The 15337-nt window shown below is 64.4% G+C and carries 13 protein-coding genes; 7 read left to right on the forward strand and 6 right to left on the reverse strand.

Annotation, left to right across the window (positions count from 1 at the left end; genetic code table 11):
• Window positions 1-73 precede the first annotated feature (73 nt).
• The 5 genes from AO684_RS14585 to AO684_RS14605 form a co-directional block, all read right to left on the reverse strand.
• On the reverse strand, window positions 74-1375 hold the full coding sequence (locus tag AO684_RS14585; protein ID WP_054303462.1) for a branched-chain amino acid ABC transporter permease: 1302 nt from the start codon (window positions 1373-1375) through the stop codon (window positions 74-76).
• Window positions 1375-2385, reverse strand: coding sequence for a branched-chain amino acid ABC transporter permease (locus AO684_RS14590; protein ID WP_054303463.1), 1011 nt, complete (start codon window positions 2383-2385; stop codon window positions 1375-1377). The genes AO684_RS14585 and AO684_RS14590 overlap by 1 nt, the downstream gene beginning before the upstream one ends.
• A gap of 3 nt (window positions 2386-2388) precedes the next feature.
• A complete protein-coding gene (locus AO684_RS14595) occupies window positions 2389-3099 on the reverse strand; it encodes an ABC transporter ATP-binding protein (protein WP_054303464.1) in 711 nt (236 codons plus the stop codon).
• Window positions 3092-3883, reverse strand: a complete 792-nt coding sequence (locus tag AO684_RS14600; protein ID WP_054303465.1) for an ABC transporter ATP-binding protein — start codon at window positions 3881-3883, stop codon at window positions 3092-3094. Before AO684_RS14600 ends, AO684_RS14595 begins: the two co-directional genes overlap by 8 nt.
• A 127-nt stretch (window positions 3884-4010) precedes the next feature.
• Complete coding sequence (locus AO684_RS14605; RefSeq protein ID WP_054303466.1) at window positions 4011-5195, reverse strand: ABC transporter substrate-binding protein; 1185 nt, start codon at window positions 5193-5195, stop codon at window positions 4011-4013.
• Window positions 5196-5434: 239 nt separating this feature from the next.
• Between AO684_RS14605 and AO684_RS14610 the strand changes: the two genes are divergently transcribed.
• Window positions 5435-6538 carry a PQQ-dependent sugar dehydrogenase gene (locus AO684_RS14610; RefSeq protein ID WP_082401018.1) on the forward strand — a complete coding sequence of 368 codons (1104 nt, stop codon included), beginning with the start codon at window positions 5435-5437 and terminating at the stop codon, window positions 6536-6538.
• Window positions 6539-6603: 65 nt separating this feature from the next.
• On the forward strand, window positions 6604-6996 hold the full coding sequence (locus AO684_RS14615; RefSeq protein ID WP_054303467.1) for a DUF805 domain-containing protein: 393 nt from the start codon (window positions 6604-6606) through the stop codon (window positions 6994-6996).
• Window positions 6997-7003: 7 nt separating this feature from the next.
• On the opposite strand, the gene AO684_RS14620 is transcribed toward AO684_RS14615, so the two are convergent.
• Complete coding sequence (locus AO684_RS14620) at window positions 7004-8026, reverse strand: GlxA family transcriptional regulator (protein WP_054303468.1); 1023 nt, start codon at window positions 8024-8026, stop codon at window positions 7004-7006.
• Between the two features lie 143 nt (window positions 8027-8169).
• Between AO684_RS14620 and AO684_RS14625 the strand changes: the two genes are divergently transcribed.
• The 5 genes from AO684_RS14625 (at window position 8170) to iolE (ending at window position 15297) form a co-directional block, all read left to right on the forward strand.
• Window positions 8170-9540 (forward strand): class II 3-deoxy-7-phosphoheptulonate synthase, encoded by a 1371-nt coding sequence (locus AO684_RS14625; protein ID WP_054303469.1) that lies wholly within the window; start codon window positions 8170-8172, stop codon window positions 9538-9540.
• 155 nt (window positions 9541-9695) lie between these two features.
• The gene (locus AO684_RS14630; RefSeq protein WP_054303470.1) at window positions 9696-10526 is read left to right on the forward strand and encodes a MurR/RpiR family transcriptional regulator; all 831 of its coding nucleotides are present in this window, start codon (window positions 9696-9698) and stop codon (window positions 10524-10526) included.
• A gap of 85 nt (window positions 10527-10611) precedes the next feature.
• Window positions 10612-12519, forward strand: coding sequence for a 5-dehydro-2-deoxygluconokinase (gene iolC, locus AO684_RS14635; RefSeq protein WP_054303471.1), 1908 nt, complete (start codon window positions 10612-10614; stop codon window positions 12517-12519).
• Window positions 12516-14390 carry a 3D-(3,5/4)-trihydroxycyclohexane-1,2-dione acylhydrolase (decyclizing) gene (gene iolD / locus AO684_RS14640; RefSeq protein ID WP_054303472.1) on the forward strand — a complete coding sequence of 625 codons (1875 nt, stop codon included), beginning with the start codon at window positions 12516-12518 and terminating at the stop codon, window positions 14388-14390. The genes iolC and iolD overlap by 4 nt, the downstream gene beginning before the upstream one ends.
• A 10-nt stretch (window positions 14391-14400) precedes the next feature.
• Window positions 14401-15297: a myo-inosose-2 dehydratase gene (gene iolE, locus AO684_RS14645; RefSeq protein ID WP_054303473.1), complete on the forward strand. Its 897-nt coding sequence runs from the start codon at window positions 14401-14403 to the stop codon at window positions 15295-15297.
• Window positions 15298-15337: the final 40 nt, after the last annotated feature.

The raw sequence follows: 15337 nt of genomic DNA on the forward strand, positions 1-15337 counted from the left end.
GCAAATATCTGGCGCTCCCGAAAATGCGAAGGGGCGCCCGCAGGCGCCCCTTGCCGGATCGTATCGCTTTCGCTCACTTCTCGGGGATCAGGCCGCGCGGGCTGAAGCGCAGCACCAGCAGCAGGATGATGCCCATGGTCAGCAGGCGCATATGTTGCGCGCTGTCTACCAGATGCGATTTCAGCGGGCCGGGGGCCATTCCGGCGGTGATACCGCCCATGACCATCGGCCCGAGCGTTTCCACGATCAGCCAGAGCCAGCCGACCAGCAGGCCGCCCAGCAGCGCGCCCCAGTTGTTGCCCGAGCCGCCCACGATCACCATGACCCAGATCAGGAAGGTGAATCGCAGCGGTTGGTAGGTGCCGGGGTTCAGGATGCCGTCCATCGAGGTCAGCATGGCGCCCGCGATGCCGATGACCGCGCTGCCGAGGATGAAGATGTGCAGGTGTTTCTTCGTCACATCCTTGCCCATCGCACGGGCGGCGTCTTCGTTGTCGCGGATGGCGCGCATCATGCGGCCCCAGGGGCTGTTGAGCGCGCGTTCCGACAGCCAGATCAAGAGGCCCAGAACGATGAGGATCATCACCATGTAGCAGAGCTTCACCACCACAGACGAGGCCGAAACCGGGTCAAAGCCCCAGTTCGCCGCCAGTTCAAGGAAGCGCGGGTTCTGTTGCAGGCTGACCTCGTAAGGCACCGGCCAGGGCCGTTCCTTCAGGTCCATCATCTTGACGCCGCGCGCCAGCCAGTCCTCGTTCTTCATCACCGCAACGATGATTTCGGCGATGCCCAGCGTGGCGATGGCCAGATAGTCGGACCGCAGCCCAAGCGCCGTCTTGCCGATGCCCCAGGCGGCCAGTGCGGCCAGCAGGCCACCCGCAGGCCAGGCCAGCAGGACCGGCAGGCCAAGGCCGCCAAGGTTGCCCTGGATCGTCGGGTTGATCGCCTCCACCGCATCCACAGCCGGGTCAAAGACCGCGCGGAACAGGAAGAAGCCCCCGACCAGCAGCGCGACCGTTGCAAGGCTGCGGGCGCGGCCCTTCCCCATGCGGCGGCGCAGGAAGATCGTGGCGGCGATCGTCAGGGCGCCCAGGGCGAGACCGGCAAGAATGCCGAAGCCGCCGGCGGACCATGCCTCGGGCACGGGACGCGAGTTCACCAGCACCACGGCCAGACCGCCCAGCGCGGCAAAGCCCATGACGCCGGTGTTGAACAGACCCGCATAGCCCCACTGGATATTCACCCCCAGCGCCATGATGGAAGAGACCAGTGCGAAGTTCAGGATCAGCAGCGTCTGGTTCCAGCTGGTCAGCACCAGCCCGGTAAACAGAAACAGCGCCACAACGCCCGCGAAGAGATAAAGGTTCTTCGACATCAGACCGATTTCCCCTTGAACAGGCCCGTAGGCATGAAGATCAGCACCAGAATGAGGATCGAGAAGCTGACCGCGAATTTGTAATCGGTCGACATCAGTTGCAGCAGACCATCCGGCGCCATGCTGTCAGGCAGCAGATAGGTCGCCACCTTTTTCCAGGCATAGGTCACCATCACTTCGGAAAAGGCGATGACGAAGCCCCCGGCAATCGCCCCCAGCGGGCTGCCCAGACCACCGACGATGGCTGCGGCAAAGATCGGCAGCAGAAGCTGGAAATAGGTGAAGGGTTTGAAGCTCTTGTCGAGGCCATAGAGCACGCCCGCGATGGTCGCCATGGCGGCGGCCAGAATCCAGGTCACCTGCACCACGCGATCGGGGTTGATGCCCGACAGCAGCGCCAGATCCTCGTTGTCCGAGAAGGCGCGCATGGATTTGCCGGTGCGGGTCTTTTGCAGGAACCAGAACAGGAAGGCCACGGTCAGCCCGGCGGTCACCACGGTCACGGCCTGCGTCGTCTTGATGGCCAGACCTTCAGTCAGGCCGGTCATGGTCTTGAAATCGCCTGCGGTGATCAGGAAGCGTGCGCCATCGGCAAAGTTCTGATCCTCGACCCCGATGATCAGTCGGACGATGCCGTTCATCACGAACATCACCCCCAGCGAGACGATCACCAGAATGGTCGGCGCGGCCTTCTGCTTGCGATAAAAGCGATAGACGGCACGATCTGTCAGCAGCAACAGCGCCGCTGTGGCGGCAATGCCGAAGGGCAGGGCCAGCAGGGCGGTCGGCAGCGGACCAAATCCGATGCCCATGGATTGAAACCACCAGGTCACGAGGATGGTGACCATGGTGCCAAAGGCCATAGTGTCGCCATGGGCGAAGTTGGAAAACCGCAGGATGCCGTAGATCAGCGTCACACCCAGCGCACCCAGCGCAAGCTGGCTGCCATAAGCGAGGCCCGGAATGAACACGAAGTTGAGGAAAGCCACGAGGGCGTTGAGAATATCCATGGCTCAGCCCCCGAGGAAGGAACGGCGGACCTCCGGGTCGGCCATCAGGGCCTTGCCGGTGTCGGTGAAGCGGTTGGCGCCCTGCACAAGGACATAGCCCTTGTCCGCGATCTCCAGCGCCTGCCGGGCATTCTGTTCCACCATGAGGATGGAAATGCCGGTGCGCGCGATCTCGATGATCCGGTCGAACAACTCGTCCATCACGATGGGCGACACGCCTGCCGTGGGTTCATCCAGCATCAGCACCTTGGGTCGCGTCATCAGCGCGCGTCCGACCGCCACCTGCTGCCGCTGGCCGCCCGAAAGCTCACCCGCCGCCTGATGGCGCTTTTCCTTGAGGATGGGGAACAGGTCATAGACCTGCGCCATGGTATCGGCGAAGCCGTCCTCGCGGATGAAAGCGCCCATTTCCAGATTTTCCTCCACCGTCATCGAGGTGAAGATGTTGTGAGTCTGCGGCACGAAGCCCATGCCCTTGTGGACCCGCGCCTGCGGGGTGAGCGTGGTGATATCCTCGCCATCCAGCACCACACGGCCACCGCGCAGCTTCAGCATGCCGAAGACCGCCTTCATGGCGGTGGATTTGCCCGCGCCGTTCGGGCCCACGATCACCGCGATCTGGCCCTTTTCCACCGCAATGGTGCAGTTGTGCAGGATGTCGGCCGCGCCATAGCCGCCGGTCATACCGTCGCCGATCAGGAAGGGCTCAGCCATGGGCGGCTTCCTCCTTCACCTTGTTCTTCAGGCCGGTGCCCAGATAGGCCTCGATCACCCGTTCGTCGTTCTTCACTTCGTCTACCGTGCCTTGCGCCAGCACCTTGCCCTCGGCCATCACGATGACCGGGTCGCAGAGGCGGGCGATGAAATCCATGTCATGTTCGATGACGCAGAAGGTGTAGCCGCGTTCCTGGTTCAGCCGCACGATGGCGTCGCCGATGGTGTTCAGCAGCGTGCGGTTCACGCCTGCGCCCACCTCGTCAAGGAACACGATCTTCGCATCCACCATCATGGTGCGGCCCAGTTCCAGCAGCTTCTTCTGCCCGCCGGAGATCTGGCTGGCCTTCTGGTCGGCCAGATGGCTGATGGTCAGGAACTCCAGCACCTCGTCCGCCTTGTCGCGGATGCGCGCCTCTTCGGCGGCCACGGCGCCACGGCGGAACCAGGCATTCCAGAGCCGTTCGCCCGATTGCAGCGCGGGCACCATCATCAGGTTCTCGCGCACCGTCATCGAGCCGAACTCATGCGCGATCTGGAAGGTGCGCAACAGGCCCTTGCCGAACAGCTCGTGCGGCGGCAGGCCGGTGATATCCTCGCCCGCCATCAGGACGCGGCCCGAGGTCGGCTGGTATCTTCCGGCGATGACATTGAAAAGTGTGGTCTTGCCCGCGCCGTTCGGACCGATCAACCCGGTGATCGAGCCTTTCCGGATTTCGAGCGAGGCACCGTCGACGGCATGGAAGCCCCCGAAATGCTTGTGCAGATTTTCGACAACGATCATCCGTTATCTTCCCCCAAGGTGCCGGGTTCGTGCTTCGGAGTTGGTCCCCGATAGCCCTGCGGCACATGCGTTACGGCAACGGCCCGGGGAGCACCCGGGCCGCACCTTATGGTCGTATCGACCGCGATCAGCGGAACTTGTCGGTCACGAAAGCGCCGTCGGTGACGGAATATTCGCGGAAGTTGCCAGCGGATTCACCGGGCCCGATCAGTTCCACGGCGGTGGCACCAACGTAGTCGATGTCCTTGCCTTCCTTGATCAGGTCAAGCGCCTTGCCCAGTTCGCCCGGCAGGATCTGCTCGCCCGGACCGTTGGCCACGTCGAACACTTTTTTCGACCATTCCTTCGAGTCGGTCGAACCAGCCGCCTGCATGGCCAGCATCATCAGCGCCGCCGCATCATAGCTTTCGCCGGAATAGGCGGTGGCACCGTCGAAGCCCGAAGCATTCGAGATCTCGACATATTTCGCCGCGCCGGGGCTGTCGGTGCCGGGCACGTCGCCGTAGGAGCCGTTCAGCGGCGCGCCGATGGCGTCGATCAGGCTCTGACCATACATGCCGTCGGGCAGGAAGAAGGTCGAGAAGGCACCGGAGTCGACCGCAGCCTGGATCATGCCCTTGCCGCCCTGGTCGACATAGCCCGCAACCACCAGAACCTCGCCGCCAGCCGAGGACAGCGCCGCGATTTCAGCCGAATAGTCGGCCTTGCCGTCTTCATGCGGCGCGGCCAGCGTGACCTTGCCGCCCTTGGCCTCGAAAGCCTTCTGGAAGCTTTCGGCAACGCCCTTGCCGTAGTCGTTGTTGGTGTAGGTGACAGCAGCTTCCTTCACGCCACGGTCCGAGATGATGTCGGCCATCACCTCGCCCTGACGGGCGTCGGACGGGGCGGTGCGGAAGAACAGGCCGTCATCTTCGGCCGCCGACAGCGCGGGCGAGGTCGCCGAGGGCGAGATCATGCCAATGCCGTTCGGGCGGGCAACGTTTTGCAGGACTGCGCCGGTCACGCCCGAGCAGTCGCCACCGACGATGCCGGAAACCTTGTCAGAGGTCACCAGACGCTCGGCTGCCGATTGTGCCGCAGCGGCGTCGACGCAGGTGGTGTCGCCGCGCACCGGGGTGACGGTCGCGCCATCCAGCAGCTTGCCGGATTCGCTGACTTCCTTCATCGCAAGTTCCGCACCGTTGGCCATGTTCGGCACGGTGGATTCCAGTGGGCCGGTGAAGCCCAGCAGAACACCGATCTTCACTTCTTCGGCCGATGCGGCCCCCGCAACAAGAGCGGTCGCCGCGGTGGCAAGCAGCAGTTTTTTCATTTTTGACTCCCATGTCGGACGTGTCTGTGTCCAAGGCTAGAATGCAGGAGGATAAAAGGAAAGTGCCCAATTGACAGGCTTATGCCGATCCTCCGCGCAGACTGACGCCAGATTGCCGTGCGGTTTGGTTCCCGCAAGAGAAAAGGCCGGGTTTCGTCATTTCGCCCGTATGATCCGGCGATTTGCTGGACATGCGGCGGCTCCGGCCTAACTCTGACCGACAGGGCAAGGAGTTGACGATGCGTCATTTTCGCTATGCGGCGGTTGTAGGTCTGGGCGTCATGCTCGCGGGTGGTGTGATCGCGGGCGAAGTGCAGACTTCGGCTGGCGTGATGCAGATTTCCCCGGTTGCCACCGGATTCGAGGAGCCCTGGGCTTTGGCCTTCCTGCCGGATGGCGCGGTGCTGGTGACCGAGCGGGCAGGCCAACTGACCTTGCTGCGGGGCGAGACGCGGCAGGTCATCGCGGGGCTGCCTGAGGTTTTCGCCCGTGGGCAGGGGGGATTGCTGGATGTTCTGGTGCCGCGCGATTTCGCGCAAAGCCGTGAAATCTGGCTCAGCCTCGCCGCGCCCGTGAAGGGCGGTGCGGCGACCGCCGTGGGGCGTGGCCACCTCTCGCAGGATGAGACGCGGCTGGAGGATTTCCGGCTGATGTTTACCGCCGAGGGCTATCGCGGCGGGCGGCATTTCGGCGCCCGGCTGGTGGAGGCGCCGGATGGCACGCTGTTCCTGACCACCGGCGACCGGGGCACCGGGCCTGCGGGCATGGCGGCGCAGCAGGCGGCGAAGGCGGCTGGCAAGATCATCCACCTGAACCGCGACGGCAGACCGGCGACGTCCTTGCCGGGCTGGCAACCCGGCGTCTATTCGCTGGGGCACCGCAATGTTCAGGGCGCCGAGCTGGCGCCGGATGGGCGCTTGCTGACCGTCGAACATGGCGCACGCGGCGGGGATGAGGTGAACGCAGTGCAGCCGGGGCGCAACTATGGCTGGCCCGTCATCAGCTACGGCGTGAACTATGATGACAGCCCCATTGGCGAGGGCACCCGGAAAGAGGGGATGGAGCAGCCCCTGCATTACTGGGACCCTTCCATCGCGCCCTCTGGCCTGATGATCTATTCCGGCGCGCTGGTGCCTGACTGGACGGGCGATCTGTTTACCGGCAGCCTGAACAGCGGTTTCCTCAGCCGACTGGACCCCGACAGGCCTGCCGGGACCGGCTTTGCCGAAGAGCGTATCGCCGCGGAGGAAACCGGCCGTCTGCGCGATGTGGCCGAAGGGCCGGATGGTGCGATCTGGTTCCTGTCAGTGGAAAACGGCGCGCTTTATCGCATGGCACCCTGAGGCAAAGGTGCTGGACGGCGGGCGCTGTCTGCGCCAGATTTGGACCGTATTGCCCGGAGGCCCGCATGACCGCTGTCGATGCCGTGAAATCGGCCTATCGCAATTATGCCAGTTTTGAGGGCCGCGCGGCGCGGTCGGACTTCTGGTGGTTCGTGCTGTTTCAGATCGTTGTCGCGGCACTGATCTCGCAGATCGACGGTACCAGCCAGATGATAACGGGGCCTGGCATGATGCGTTATACCTATTCGCCGGGCCTTTTGGGGGCGATCTGGCATCTGGTGAATCTTTTGCCGATTCTGGCGCTCGGGGCGCGGCGGCTGCATGATCTTGGCAAATCAGGCTGGTGGCTGCTGCTGGGGCTGATCCCTATGATCGGGGTGCTGTTCCTGCTTGCCTGGGCCAGCCTGCGCGGCACGGCGGGTCCGAATGCCTATGGGCCGGACCCGCTGGCCGTCTGACGCGACCTCAGATCGACAGCCGCGTCCCGATTCCGGGCATCCCGCTCTGGGTTCCGCGCTCGCGGTAGGGCGTGGTATTATAGTGGCTCCGGTAGCATTTCGAAAAATGCGACGGGCTGGCAAAGCCGCAGGCCAGGGCCACGTTGATCACGCTCATATCCGTCTGCATCAGCAGATTGCGCGCCTTTTGCAGCCGCAATTCCATATAATACCGCTTCGGACTGCGGTTCAGGTAGCGGCGGAACAGCCGCTCCAGCTGCCGGGTGGACATGCCCACTTCCTCGGCCAGATCGGCCGGGCTCATCGGGTCTTCGATGTTGTTTTCCATCTTCTGGATGACCTGGCTGAGCTTGGGATGCCGCACGCCGATCCGGGTCGGGATCGACAGACGCTGCGTATCCTGATCGGTGCGGATCGAGCTGTAGATCAGCTGATCAGCCACGGTATTCGCCAGATCCTCGCCATGGTCGGCGGCGATCAGCTTCAGCATGAGGTCGATGGAGGCGGTCCCCCCGGCGGTGGACAGCCGGTTGCCGTCGATCACGAAGACCGATTTGGTCAGCTTGACCTCTTCGAACTCTTCCAGAAATCCGTCCTGGTTTTCCCAGTGGATCGTGGCCTTGCGCCCCTCCAGCAGCCCGGCTTTGGCCAGCGAATAGGCGCCGGTACACAGCCCCCCCATCACCACGCCGCGCCGCGCCTCGCGCCGCAGCCAGCCGGTGACGCCGCGCGTGGTGGCCCGGCCAATGTCGATGCCACCGCAGACCAGCAGGGTATCCTCGCGGTCGATCTCGTCCAGCCCCATGTCGAGCTTGAAGGATGCGCCGTTGGAACAGGTCGCCTCCATCCCGCCTTCGCCCGCCAGTTTCCAGGTATAAATCTGACGCCCCGCAACGCGGTTAGCGATGCGCAGGGGTTCGATCGCACCGGCAAAAGACAGCATGGTAAAACGGTCCAGCAACAGGAAAATGAAGCGGCGCGGCGCTGCATCCTTGGCGATAGACGTGGCTTTGCGCGGCAGGCTGGACATCATGCGACCCGTTTGCGTCGATTTCGGCACATCTAGGCAGGAAACAGCCCCCCCTTCAAGGGGCGATCCTTGCTTGGCTCTTTGCATTTCCGACACGACTCCTTATAGGCAGTCGGATTACCGCTAACGCACGGAGACACCCCATGACGAAGGGCTGGCAAAAATCGGATTGGCGCGCAAAGCCGCGGGTCCAGATGCCGGACTATCCGGATCAGGCCGCACTCACTGCCGTTGAGGCACAGCTTGCGAAATATCCGCCCCTCGTTTTTGCGGGCGAGGCGCGCCGTCTGAAGAAAGAGCTTGCACTGGCTGCCGAGGGCAAGGCCTTCCTGCTGCAAGGCGGCGACTGTGCCGAAAGCTTCGCCGAATTCAGCGCCGACAATATCCGCGACACGTTCCGCGTCATGCTGCAAATGGCGGTCGTGCTGACCTATGGCGCCAAGGTGCCGGTCATCAAGGTCGGCCGCATGGCGGGCCAGTTCGCCAAGCCGCGTTCGGCGCCGACCGAAGTGGCGGGCGGCGTAGAGCTGCCGAGCTACCGTGGCGATATCATCAACGGCTTCGACTTCACTGCCGATGCCCGCGTGCCCGATCCGGCACGGATGCTGCAGGCATATACCCAGGCGGCGGCCAGTCTGAATCTGCTGCGCGCCTTCTCGACCGGCGGCTTTGCCGACATCCACCGCGTTCACAGCTGGACTCTTGGCTTTGCCGAACATGACAAAGCCGAGCGTTACCGCGAACTGTCGAACCGCATCTCGGACGCGCTCGACTTCATGAATGCAGCCGGGGTGAATTCCGACACCGCGCATGAACTGAGCCGGGTAGACTTCTACACCAGCCACGAGGCGCTGCTGCTGGAATATGAAGAGGCGCTTTGCCGCGTCGATTCCATCACCGGGCAGAATGTGGCGGGCTCCGGCCATATGATCTGGATCGGCGACCGCACCCGTCAGCCCGACGGCGCCCATGTCGAGTTCTGCCGTGGCGTGCTGAACCCGATCGGCCTGAAATGCGGCCCCTCGACCACCGCCGAAGATCTGAAGGTGCTGATGGCGAAGCTGAACCCGGCGAACGAGGCTGGCCGGCTGACCCTGATCGCGCGCTTCGGTGCCGGCAAGGTGGGCGAGCATCTGCCGCGCCTGATCAAGGCCGTTCAGGAAGAAGGTGCCAATGTCGTCTGGTCCTGCGACCCGATGCACGGCAACACCATCAAGGCGGCCTCGGGCTACAAGACCCGGCCCTTCGATTCGGTGCTGCGCGAGGTGCGCGAGTTCTTCGCCATCCACAAGGCTGAGGGCACCATTCCGGGCGGCGTGCATTTCGAGATGACCGGCCAGGACGTGACCGAATGCACCGGCGGCCTGCGGGCTGTAACGGACGAGAACCTGAGCGACCGCTACCACACCGCCTGCGATCCGCGTCTGAACGCCTCGCAATCGCTGGAACTGGCCTTCCTCGTCTCCGAGGAGCTGACTGCGCGCCGCGACGACCAGCGCCGCGTGGCGATGTAATCCGGATCAGGCTGGATCGGATGAAACGGACGGCGCGGGGGGCAACCCTCGCGCCGTTTGCTTTGATGCGGGCATGATCGGGGTCGGCAGTGCTTCGTTGTGGAATAAATTTTCCAATTCTGCTAGCCTGCAGTCGATCTGTCGGGGAGTGATCCATGTCGAATGTTGACGCGTCGGTAGCGGCGCCTGCCAGTGTCGAGGAGTTTCACGACCGTCTGGCGCAGATCGGGGGCGATTTGCCCAAGCGTTTGCGCCAATGCGCCGATCACATCGCCGCGAATGTGGATCGGATCGCCGTGTCGACGGTGGCGGAACTGGCGGCGGGGGCGGATGTGCCGCCCTCGGCCCTGATGCGCTTCTGCCAGATCCTCGGGTTTTCAGGCTTTTCCGAAATGCAGAAGCTGTTTCGCGAGGCCTATGCGCCGGGGCGGCCGGATTATGCAACGCGGCTGAAAAACCTGAAGCAGAACGGGGCGGGCAGCCCGGCAGCGCTTCTGGCGGAATTTGTCGAGGCAGGGCGGCAGAGCCTTGAGGCCCTGGCGAAAGCGACAGACGAAGCCGCGCTCGCGCGGGCGGTCGCTTTGTTGGCCGGGGCCGGGATGCTGCATGTCGCCGGATTCCGCCGGGCCTATCCGGTGTCGAGCTATCTTGCGTATGTCTTTGAGAAAATGTCCGTTCCGGCGATGTTGCACGATGGGGCGGGCAAGCTCGATCACAGGTTTGCGTTGCGCGCGGGCGATGCGCTGGTCGCCATCACCTTCGCGCCCTATTCCGAGGAAACGCTGGCTTTGGCGACCGAGGCGCGGGAGCGGGGCGTTGCAGTGGTGGCAATCACCGATCATGCCTCAAGCCCGCTGGTGCCGCTTTCGGATGCCATCCTGACCGTGCCAGAGGTGGATTTCGGGGCATTCCGTTCGCTTTCGGCAACCATTGCGCTCGCTCTGGCCTTGGCCGTTTCCGTGGGGAGTGCGCGGGACAGCGCGTGAAACTGCTTTCTTTGCAGATCAAAATAGAATAAATATTCCATTAAGGGAGTCGCGCCTTTTGGGTGCGGCAGGCAGGGAGGGGTGGATGAAGACGCTGGATGTGATCACCATTGGCCGGTCGTCGGTCGACCTTTACGGCGCGCAGGTGGGTGGCCGGCTGGAGGACATGGGATCGTTCCAGAAATACATCGGTGGCAGCCCCTGCAATATGGCGGCAGGCACCGCGCGTCTGGGGCTGAAATCGGCATTGATCACGCGTGTCGGCGACGAACACATGGGGCGCTTCATCCGCGAGGAACTGGCGCGCGAGGGTGTCGATGTGCGCGGGGTGAAGACAGATCCCCAGCGGCTGACCGCGCTCGTTCTGCTGGGCATCCGCGATGACAGCCAGTTCCCCCTGATCTTCTACCGCGAGAACTGTGCCGATATGGCGCTGTGCGAAGATGATATTGACCCGTCCTTCATCGCTGAGGCGCGCGCCGTTGTGGCGACCGGCACGCATCTGAGCCATTCCCGGACCGAGGCAGCGGTCCTGAAGGCGCTGCATCTGGCGCGCGAAAGCGGCGCGCAGACCGCGCTGGATATCGACTATCGCCCGAATCTTTGGGGTCTGTCCGGGCATGGCGATGGCGAGAACCGCTTCATCGCCAGTGCGGCGGTGACGGCGAAGCTGCAATCCACGCTGCATCTGTTCGACCTGATCGTCGGAACGGAAGAGGAGTTTCACATCGCGGGTGGCAGTACCGATACGGTGGCAGCGCTCCGGGCCGTGCGGGCGGTTTCGGGCGCGGTTCTGGTCTGCAAGCGCGGGGCGGCTGGGGCGGTGGCCTTCACCGGCGCCATTCCTGATAAACTGGAGGACGGCGAAACCGGCCCCGGATTCCCCATCGAGGTATTCAATGTGCTCGGGGCGGGCGACGGCTTCATGTCGGGTCTGCTGAAGGGCTGGCTGGATGGCGAAAGCTGGCCGGTCGCGCTGAAGTACGCCAATGCCTGCGGGGCCTTTGCCGTCAGCCGCCATGGCTGCACCCCGGCCTACCCAAGCCTTGAGGAGATGAATTACTTCCTCAGCCGCGGGGTGCGGGAAAAGGCGCTGCGCAAGGATGCGGCGCTGGAGCAGGTGCACTGGGCGACCAATCGCCATGGCGACTGGTCCACCATGCGGGTCTTCGCCTTCGATCACCGGATGCAGATGGAGGCGATGGATGGCGCGACGCCCGAAAAGATAGGCGCGTTCAAGCTCTTGTGTCTGGAAGCTGCGAAAAGCGTTCAGGCCGGGAGGCCAGGCTATGGCATCCTCTGCGATGGCCGTCTGGGGCGACAGGCGCTTTACGCGGCTGCCGGTTCGGGGCTGTGGATCGGGCGTCCGGTGGAATGGCCGGGCTCGCGGCCGCTGGAACTGGAACCCGAGATCGGGCCGGATTACGGCGGGCTTTCGGAATGGCCGCTGGAGCAGGTGGTGAAGGTTCTGTGCTTTAGCCACCCTGATGATCCGCCCGAGACGCGCGCGGAACAGGAGGCGACGGTGACGCGTCTGTTCCACGCCTGCCGCCGCAACCGTCTGGAAATGTTGCTGGAAATCATTCCCTCCAAGGTGGGGCCGGTGGAAGATGACACCTCGGCCCGGCTGATCCGGCGGTTTTACGAGATCGGGATCTATCCTGACTGGTGGAAGCTGGAACCCTTCACCTCTGCCGTCGCCTGGGAAAAGGCCTGCGCAGCGATCACGGAAAATGACCCGCATGTGCGCGGCATTGTCGTCCTGGGTCTGGATGCCCCGGCAGACCAGCTTGCCGAGAGCTTTGCCCTTGCGGCGCGGCACGATCTGGTGCGCGGTTTCGCCGTGGGTCGCACCATTTTTGCCGATGCCGCCCGGCGCTGGCTCCGGGGCGAGATCGGCGATGCCGAAGCGATTGCGGCGATGGTGGCCCGGTATCAGGGTCTTTGTCAGGTCTGGGACAGCGCGCGTGCGCAGAACGGAGCGGGAGCATGACACGGACCATCCGGCTGACCGCCGCGCAGGCCATGGTGAAATGGCTGTCGGTCCAGATGACCGCCGAGGGTGAACGTTTCATCGAAGGCTGCTGGGCGATCTTCGGCCATGGCAATGTGGCTGGGCTGGGCGAGGCATTGCACCAGGGCCTGCACGGGCAGCTTTGCGGCAATACGCCGTTTCCGACCTGGCGGGGACAGAACGAACAGACCATGGCCCATGCCGCCATCGCCTTCGCCAAGGGACGGGCGCGGCGTCAGGCCCATGCCGTTACCTCGTCCATCGGGCCGGGGGCGACCAACATGGTCACGGCGGCGGCCTTGGCGCATGTGAACCGCCTGCCGGTCCTGTTCATCGCAGGGGATGTCTTTGCCAGTCGCCGCCCCGATCCGGTCTTGCAGCAGGTCGAGGATTTCGACGACGGCACGGTCAGCGCGAATGACTGTTTTCGCCCGGTGGTGCGCTATTTCGACCGCATCCAGCGGCCCGAACACCTGTTGACCGCCTTGCCCCGTGCCTTGCGGGTGATGACCGATCCGGCGGATTGCGGCCCGGTTTGCCTTGCGTTCTGCCAGGATGTGCAGGCCGAGGCCTTTGACTGGCCGGAGGCCTTCTTTGCGCCGAAGGTCTGGCACATCCGGCGTCCGGCCCCGGATGCCCGAGAGCTTGCAGAGGTTTCGGCGCAGATCCGGGCGGCAGAGCGTCCGGTAATCCTTTGCGGGGGCGGGGTGATCTATTCCGGCGCCGAGGCCGTGCTGGCGGCTTTCGCCAGCCGCCATGGGATTGCGGTGACCGAGACGCAGGCGGGCAAGTCGGCGCTGGCGCAGGCCCATCCGATGAACTTTGGCGCAGCGGGCGTCGATGGCTCTGCCGCCGCCAACGCGGCGTTGCGCGCGGCGGATCTGGTGATCGGCATTGGCACGCGCTTGCAGGATTTCACCACCGGCTCACGCACGCTGTTCGCGCCGGATGCGCGGCTGGTTTCGATCAACGTCCATGGTTATGACGCGGCCAAGCATGGTGCCCTGAGCCTTGTGGCCGATGCCAGGGTCGCACTGGAGGCGCTGTCGCCGTTGCTGGAAGGCTATTGCGCCGGGATCGACGCCGCGGCGCGGGCCGATTGGCTGCGGGCGGTCGATGCCCATTGCGGCGCCCCGGTGGCGGAGGATGCGCTGCCCAGTGACGCCCAGGTGATCGGCGCCGTTCAGGCGGTCAGCACGGAGGCGACCATCGCCCTTTGTGCCGCCGGAACCATGCCGGGGGCGCTGAAGCTGCTGTGGCAGGCGGCGCCGGGCGGCTATCACATGGAATACGGATATTCCTGCATGGGGTATGAACTGGCCGGGGCCATGGGGCTCAAACTGGCGCAGCCTGCGCGCGAGGTGATCTGTTTCGTGGGCGATGGCAGTTACATGATGGCCAATGCCGAACTGGCCACGGCGGTGATGCGGCGCATCCCCTTTACCGTGGTCCTGACCGACAACCGGGGATATGGCTGTATCAACCGGCTGCAAACTCTGGGCTGTGGCGGGGCGGCCTTTAACAATCTTTACGAGGACTGCCTGATCGAGGATCAGCCCCGGATCGACTATGCGGCCCATGCGGCCTCGATGGGGGCACATGCGGTGAAGGTGGCGGGTCTGGCAGGCTTGCAGCGCGCCATCCGCGAGGCACGGGGCCGGCAGAAACCCACCGTCATCGTGATCGAGACCACCGCCCGTGATTTTCCGGGCACCGGCATCGAGACAGCCGCGGGCCCGCACGGTCATTTCTGGGAAGTGGCGGTTCCCGCAGCGGGCGACCGTGACACGATGCGGGAGGCCTATGAGCGCTACATCGCCAACACCGCCCGCGCGCGGCTGACGAACTGAGGACGCAGCCATGATCCGCTTTGGCACCAATCCGATCGCCTGGGCCAATGACTACGATCCCAGCATCGGCGCGCATATTCCAACCGCCCTGATCCTTGACGAGGCCGGACGCCAGATCGGCTTTGACGGGATCGAGAACGGACATCGCTGGCCCGACGACCCGGAGGCGCTGCGCGCGTTGCTTGCCGGATACGGGCTGCGCTTCGTCTCGGGCTGGTACTCTTCGGAGCTGCTGACCCGCACGGTGGCCGAGGAAATCGCGGCGGTGCAGGGCCATCTGGCAAAGCTCAAGCACAATGGCTGCAAGGTCTGCATCGTCTGCGAAACCTCGAACGCGATCCATTGCGAGGCGGACCGGCCAATGCGCGAGAGGCCCATGCTGTCCGCGGCCGGGATGCGCGCCTTCGGGGCGCGGCTGGAGGCTTTCGCGGCCTATCTGGCGGGCGAAGGGGTAACGCTGGTCTATCATCACCACATGGGCACGATCATTGAAACGCCGGAAGACATCGACGCGCTTATGGCGGCGACGGGGCCGCATGTGCAGCTTTTGTTCGATGCCGGGCATTGCGCTTTTGGCGGTGGCGACCCCGAGGCGGTGTTGCGCCGCCATATCGGCCGGGTCCGGCATTTCCATGCCAAGAACATCCGCCCCGATGTGGTGCACCGGGCCCGGACGGAGGAGATGAGCTTTTTGCAGGCGGTGCGGGCGGGCGCCTTCACGGTGCCGGGGGATCAGGAAGGCGGGGTGGATTTCGCGCCGCTGATGCGGATACTCAAGGCCGCCGGATATGACGGCTGGATCGTGATCGAGGCGGAGCAGGACCCGAGGCGCTGCAATCCGCTGATGTATCAGACGCTGGGCCTCGCGACGCTGAAACGGCTGGCGCGGGCCAGCGGGCTGATGTGAGGGGGACGAAGACCGGGGGCTGTCTGCCCCCCGTACCCCC

Origin of the sequence: Gemmobacter sp. LW-1, from assembly GCF_001303875.1 — a bacterium.
GTDB lineage: Bacteria > Pseudomonadota > Alphaproteobacteria > Rhodobacterales > Rhodobacteraceae > Gemmobacter > Gemmobacter caeni.

Coding starts and splice junctions, on each gene's coding strand:
- AO684_RS14585 (WP_054303462.1), bottom strand. CDS start 1,375: ATGTCGAAGAACCTTTATCTCTTCGCGGGCGTTGTGGCGCTGTTTCTG.
- AO684_RS14590 (WP_054303463.1), bottom strand. CDS start 2,385: ATGGATATTCTCAACGCCCTCGTGGCTTTCCTCAACTTCGTGTTCATT.
- AO684_RS14595 (WP_054303464.1), bottom strand. CDS start 3,099: ATGGCTGAGCCCTTCCTGATCGGCGACGGTATGACCGGCGGCTATGGC.
- AO684_RS14600 (WP_054303465.1), bottom strand. CDS start 3,883: ATGATCGTTGTCGAAAATCTGCACAAGCATTTCGGGGGCTTCCATGCC.
- AO684_RS14605 (WP_054303466.1), bottom strand. CDS start 5,195: ATGAAAAAACTGCTGCTTGCCACCGCGGCGACCGCTCTTGTTGCGGGG.
- AO684_RS14610 (WP_082401018.1), top strand. CDS start 5,435: ATGCGTCATTTTCGCTATGCGGCGGTTGTAGGTCTGGGCGTCATGCTC.
- AO684_RS14615 (WP_054303467.1), top strand. CDS start 6,604: ATGACCGCTGTCGATGCCGTGAAATCGGCCTATCGCAATTATGCCAGT.
- AO684_RS14620 (WP_054303468.1), bottom strand. CDS start 8,026: ATGTCCAGCCTGCCGCGCAAAGCCACGTCTATCGCCAAGGATGCAGCG.
- AO684_RS14625 (WP_054303469.1), top strand. CDS start 8,170: ATGACGAAGGGCTGGCAAAAATCGGATTGGCGCGCAAAGCCGCGGGTC.
- AO684_RS14630 (WP_054303470.1), top strand. CDS start 9,696: ATGTCGAATGTTGACGCGTCGGTAGCGGCGCCTGCCAGTGTCGAGGAG.
- iolC (WP_054303471.1), top strand. CDS start 10,612: ATGAAGACGCTGGATGTGATCACCATTGGCCGGTCGTCGGTCGACCTT.
- iolD (WP_054303472.1), top strand. CDS start 12,516: ATGACACGGACCATCCGGCTGACCGCCGCGCAGGCCATGGTGAAATGG.
- iolE (WP_054303473.1), top strand. CDS start 14,401: ATGATCCGCTTTGGCACCAATCCGATCGCCTGGGCCAATGACTACGAT.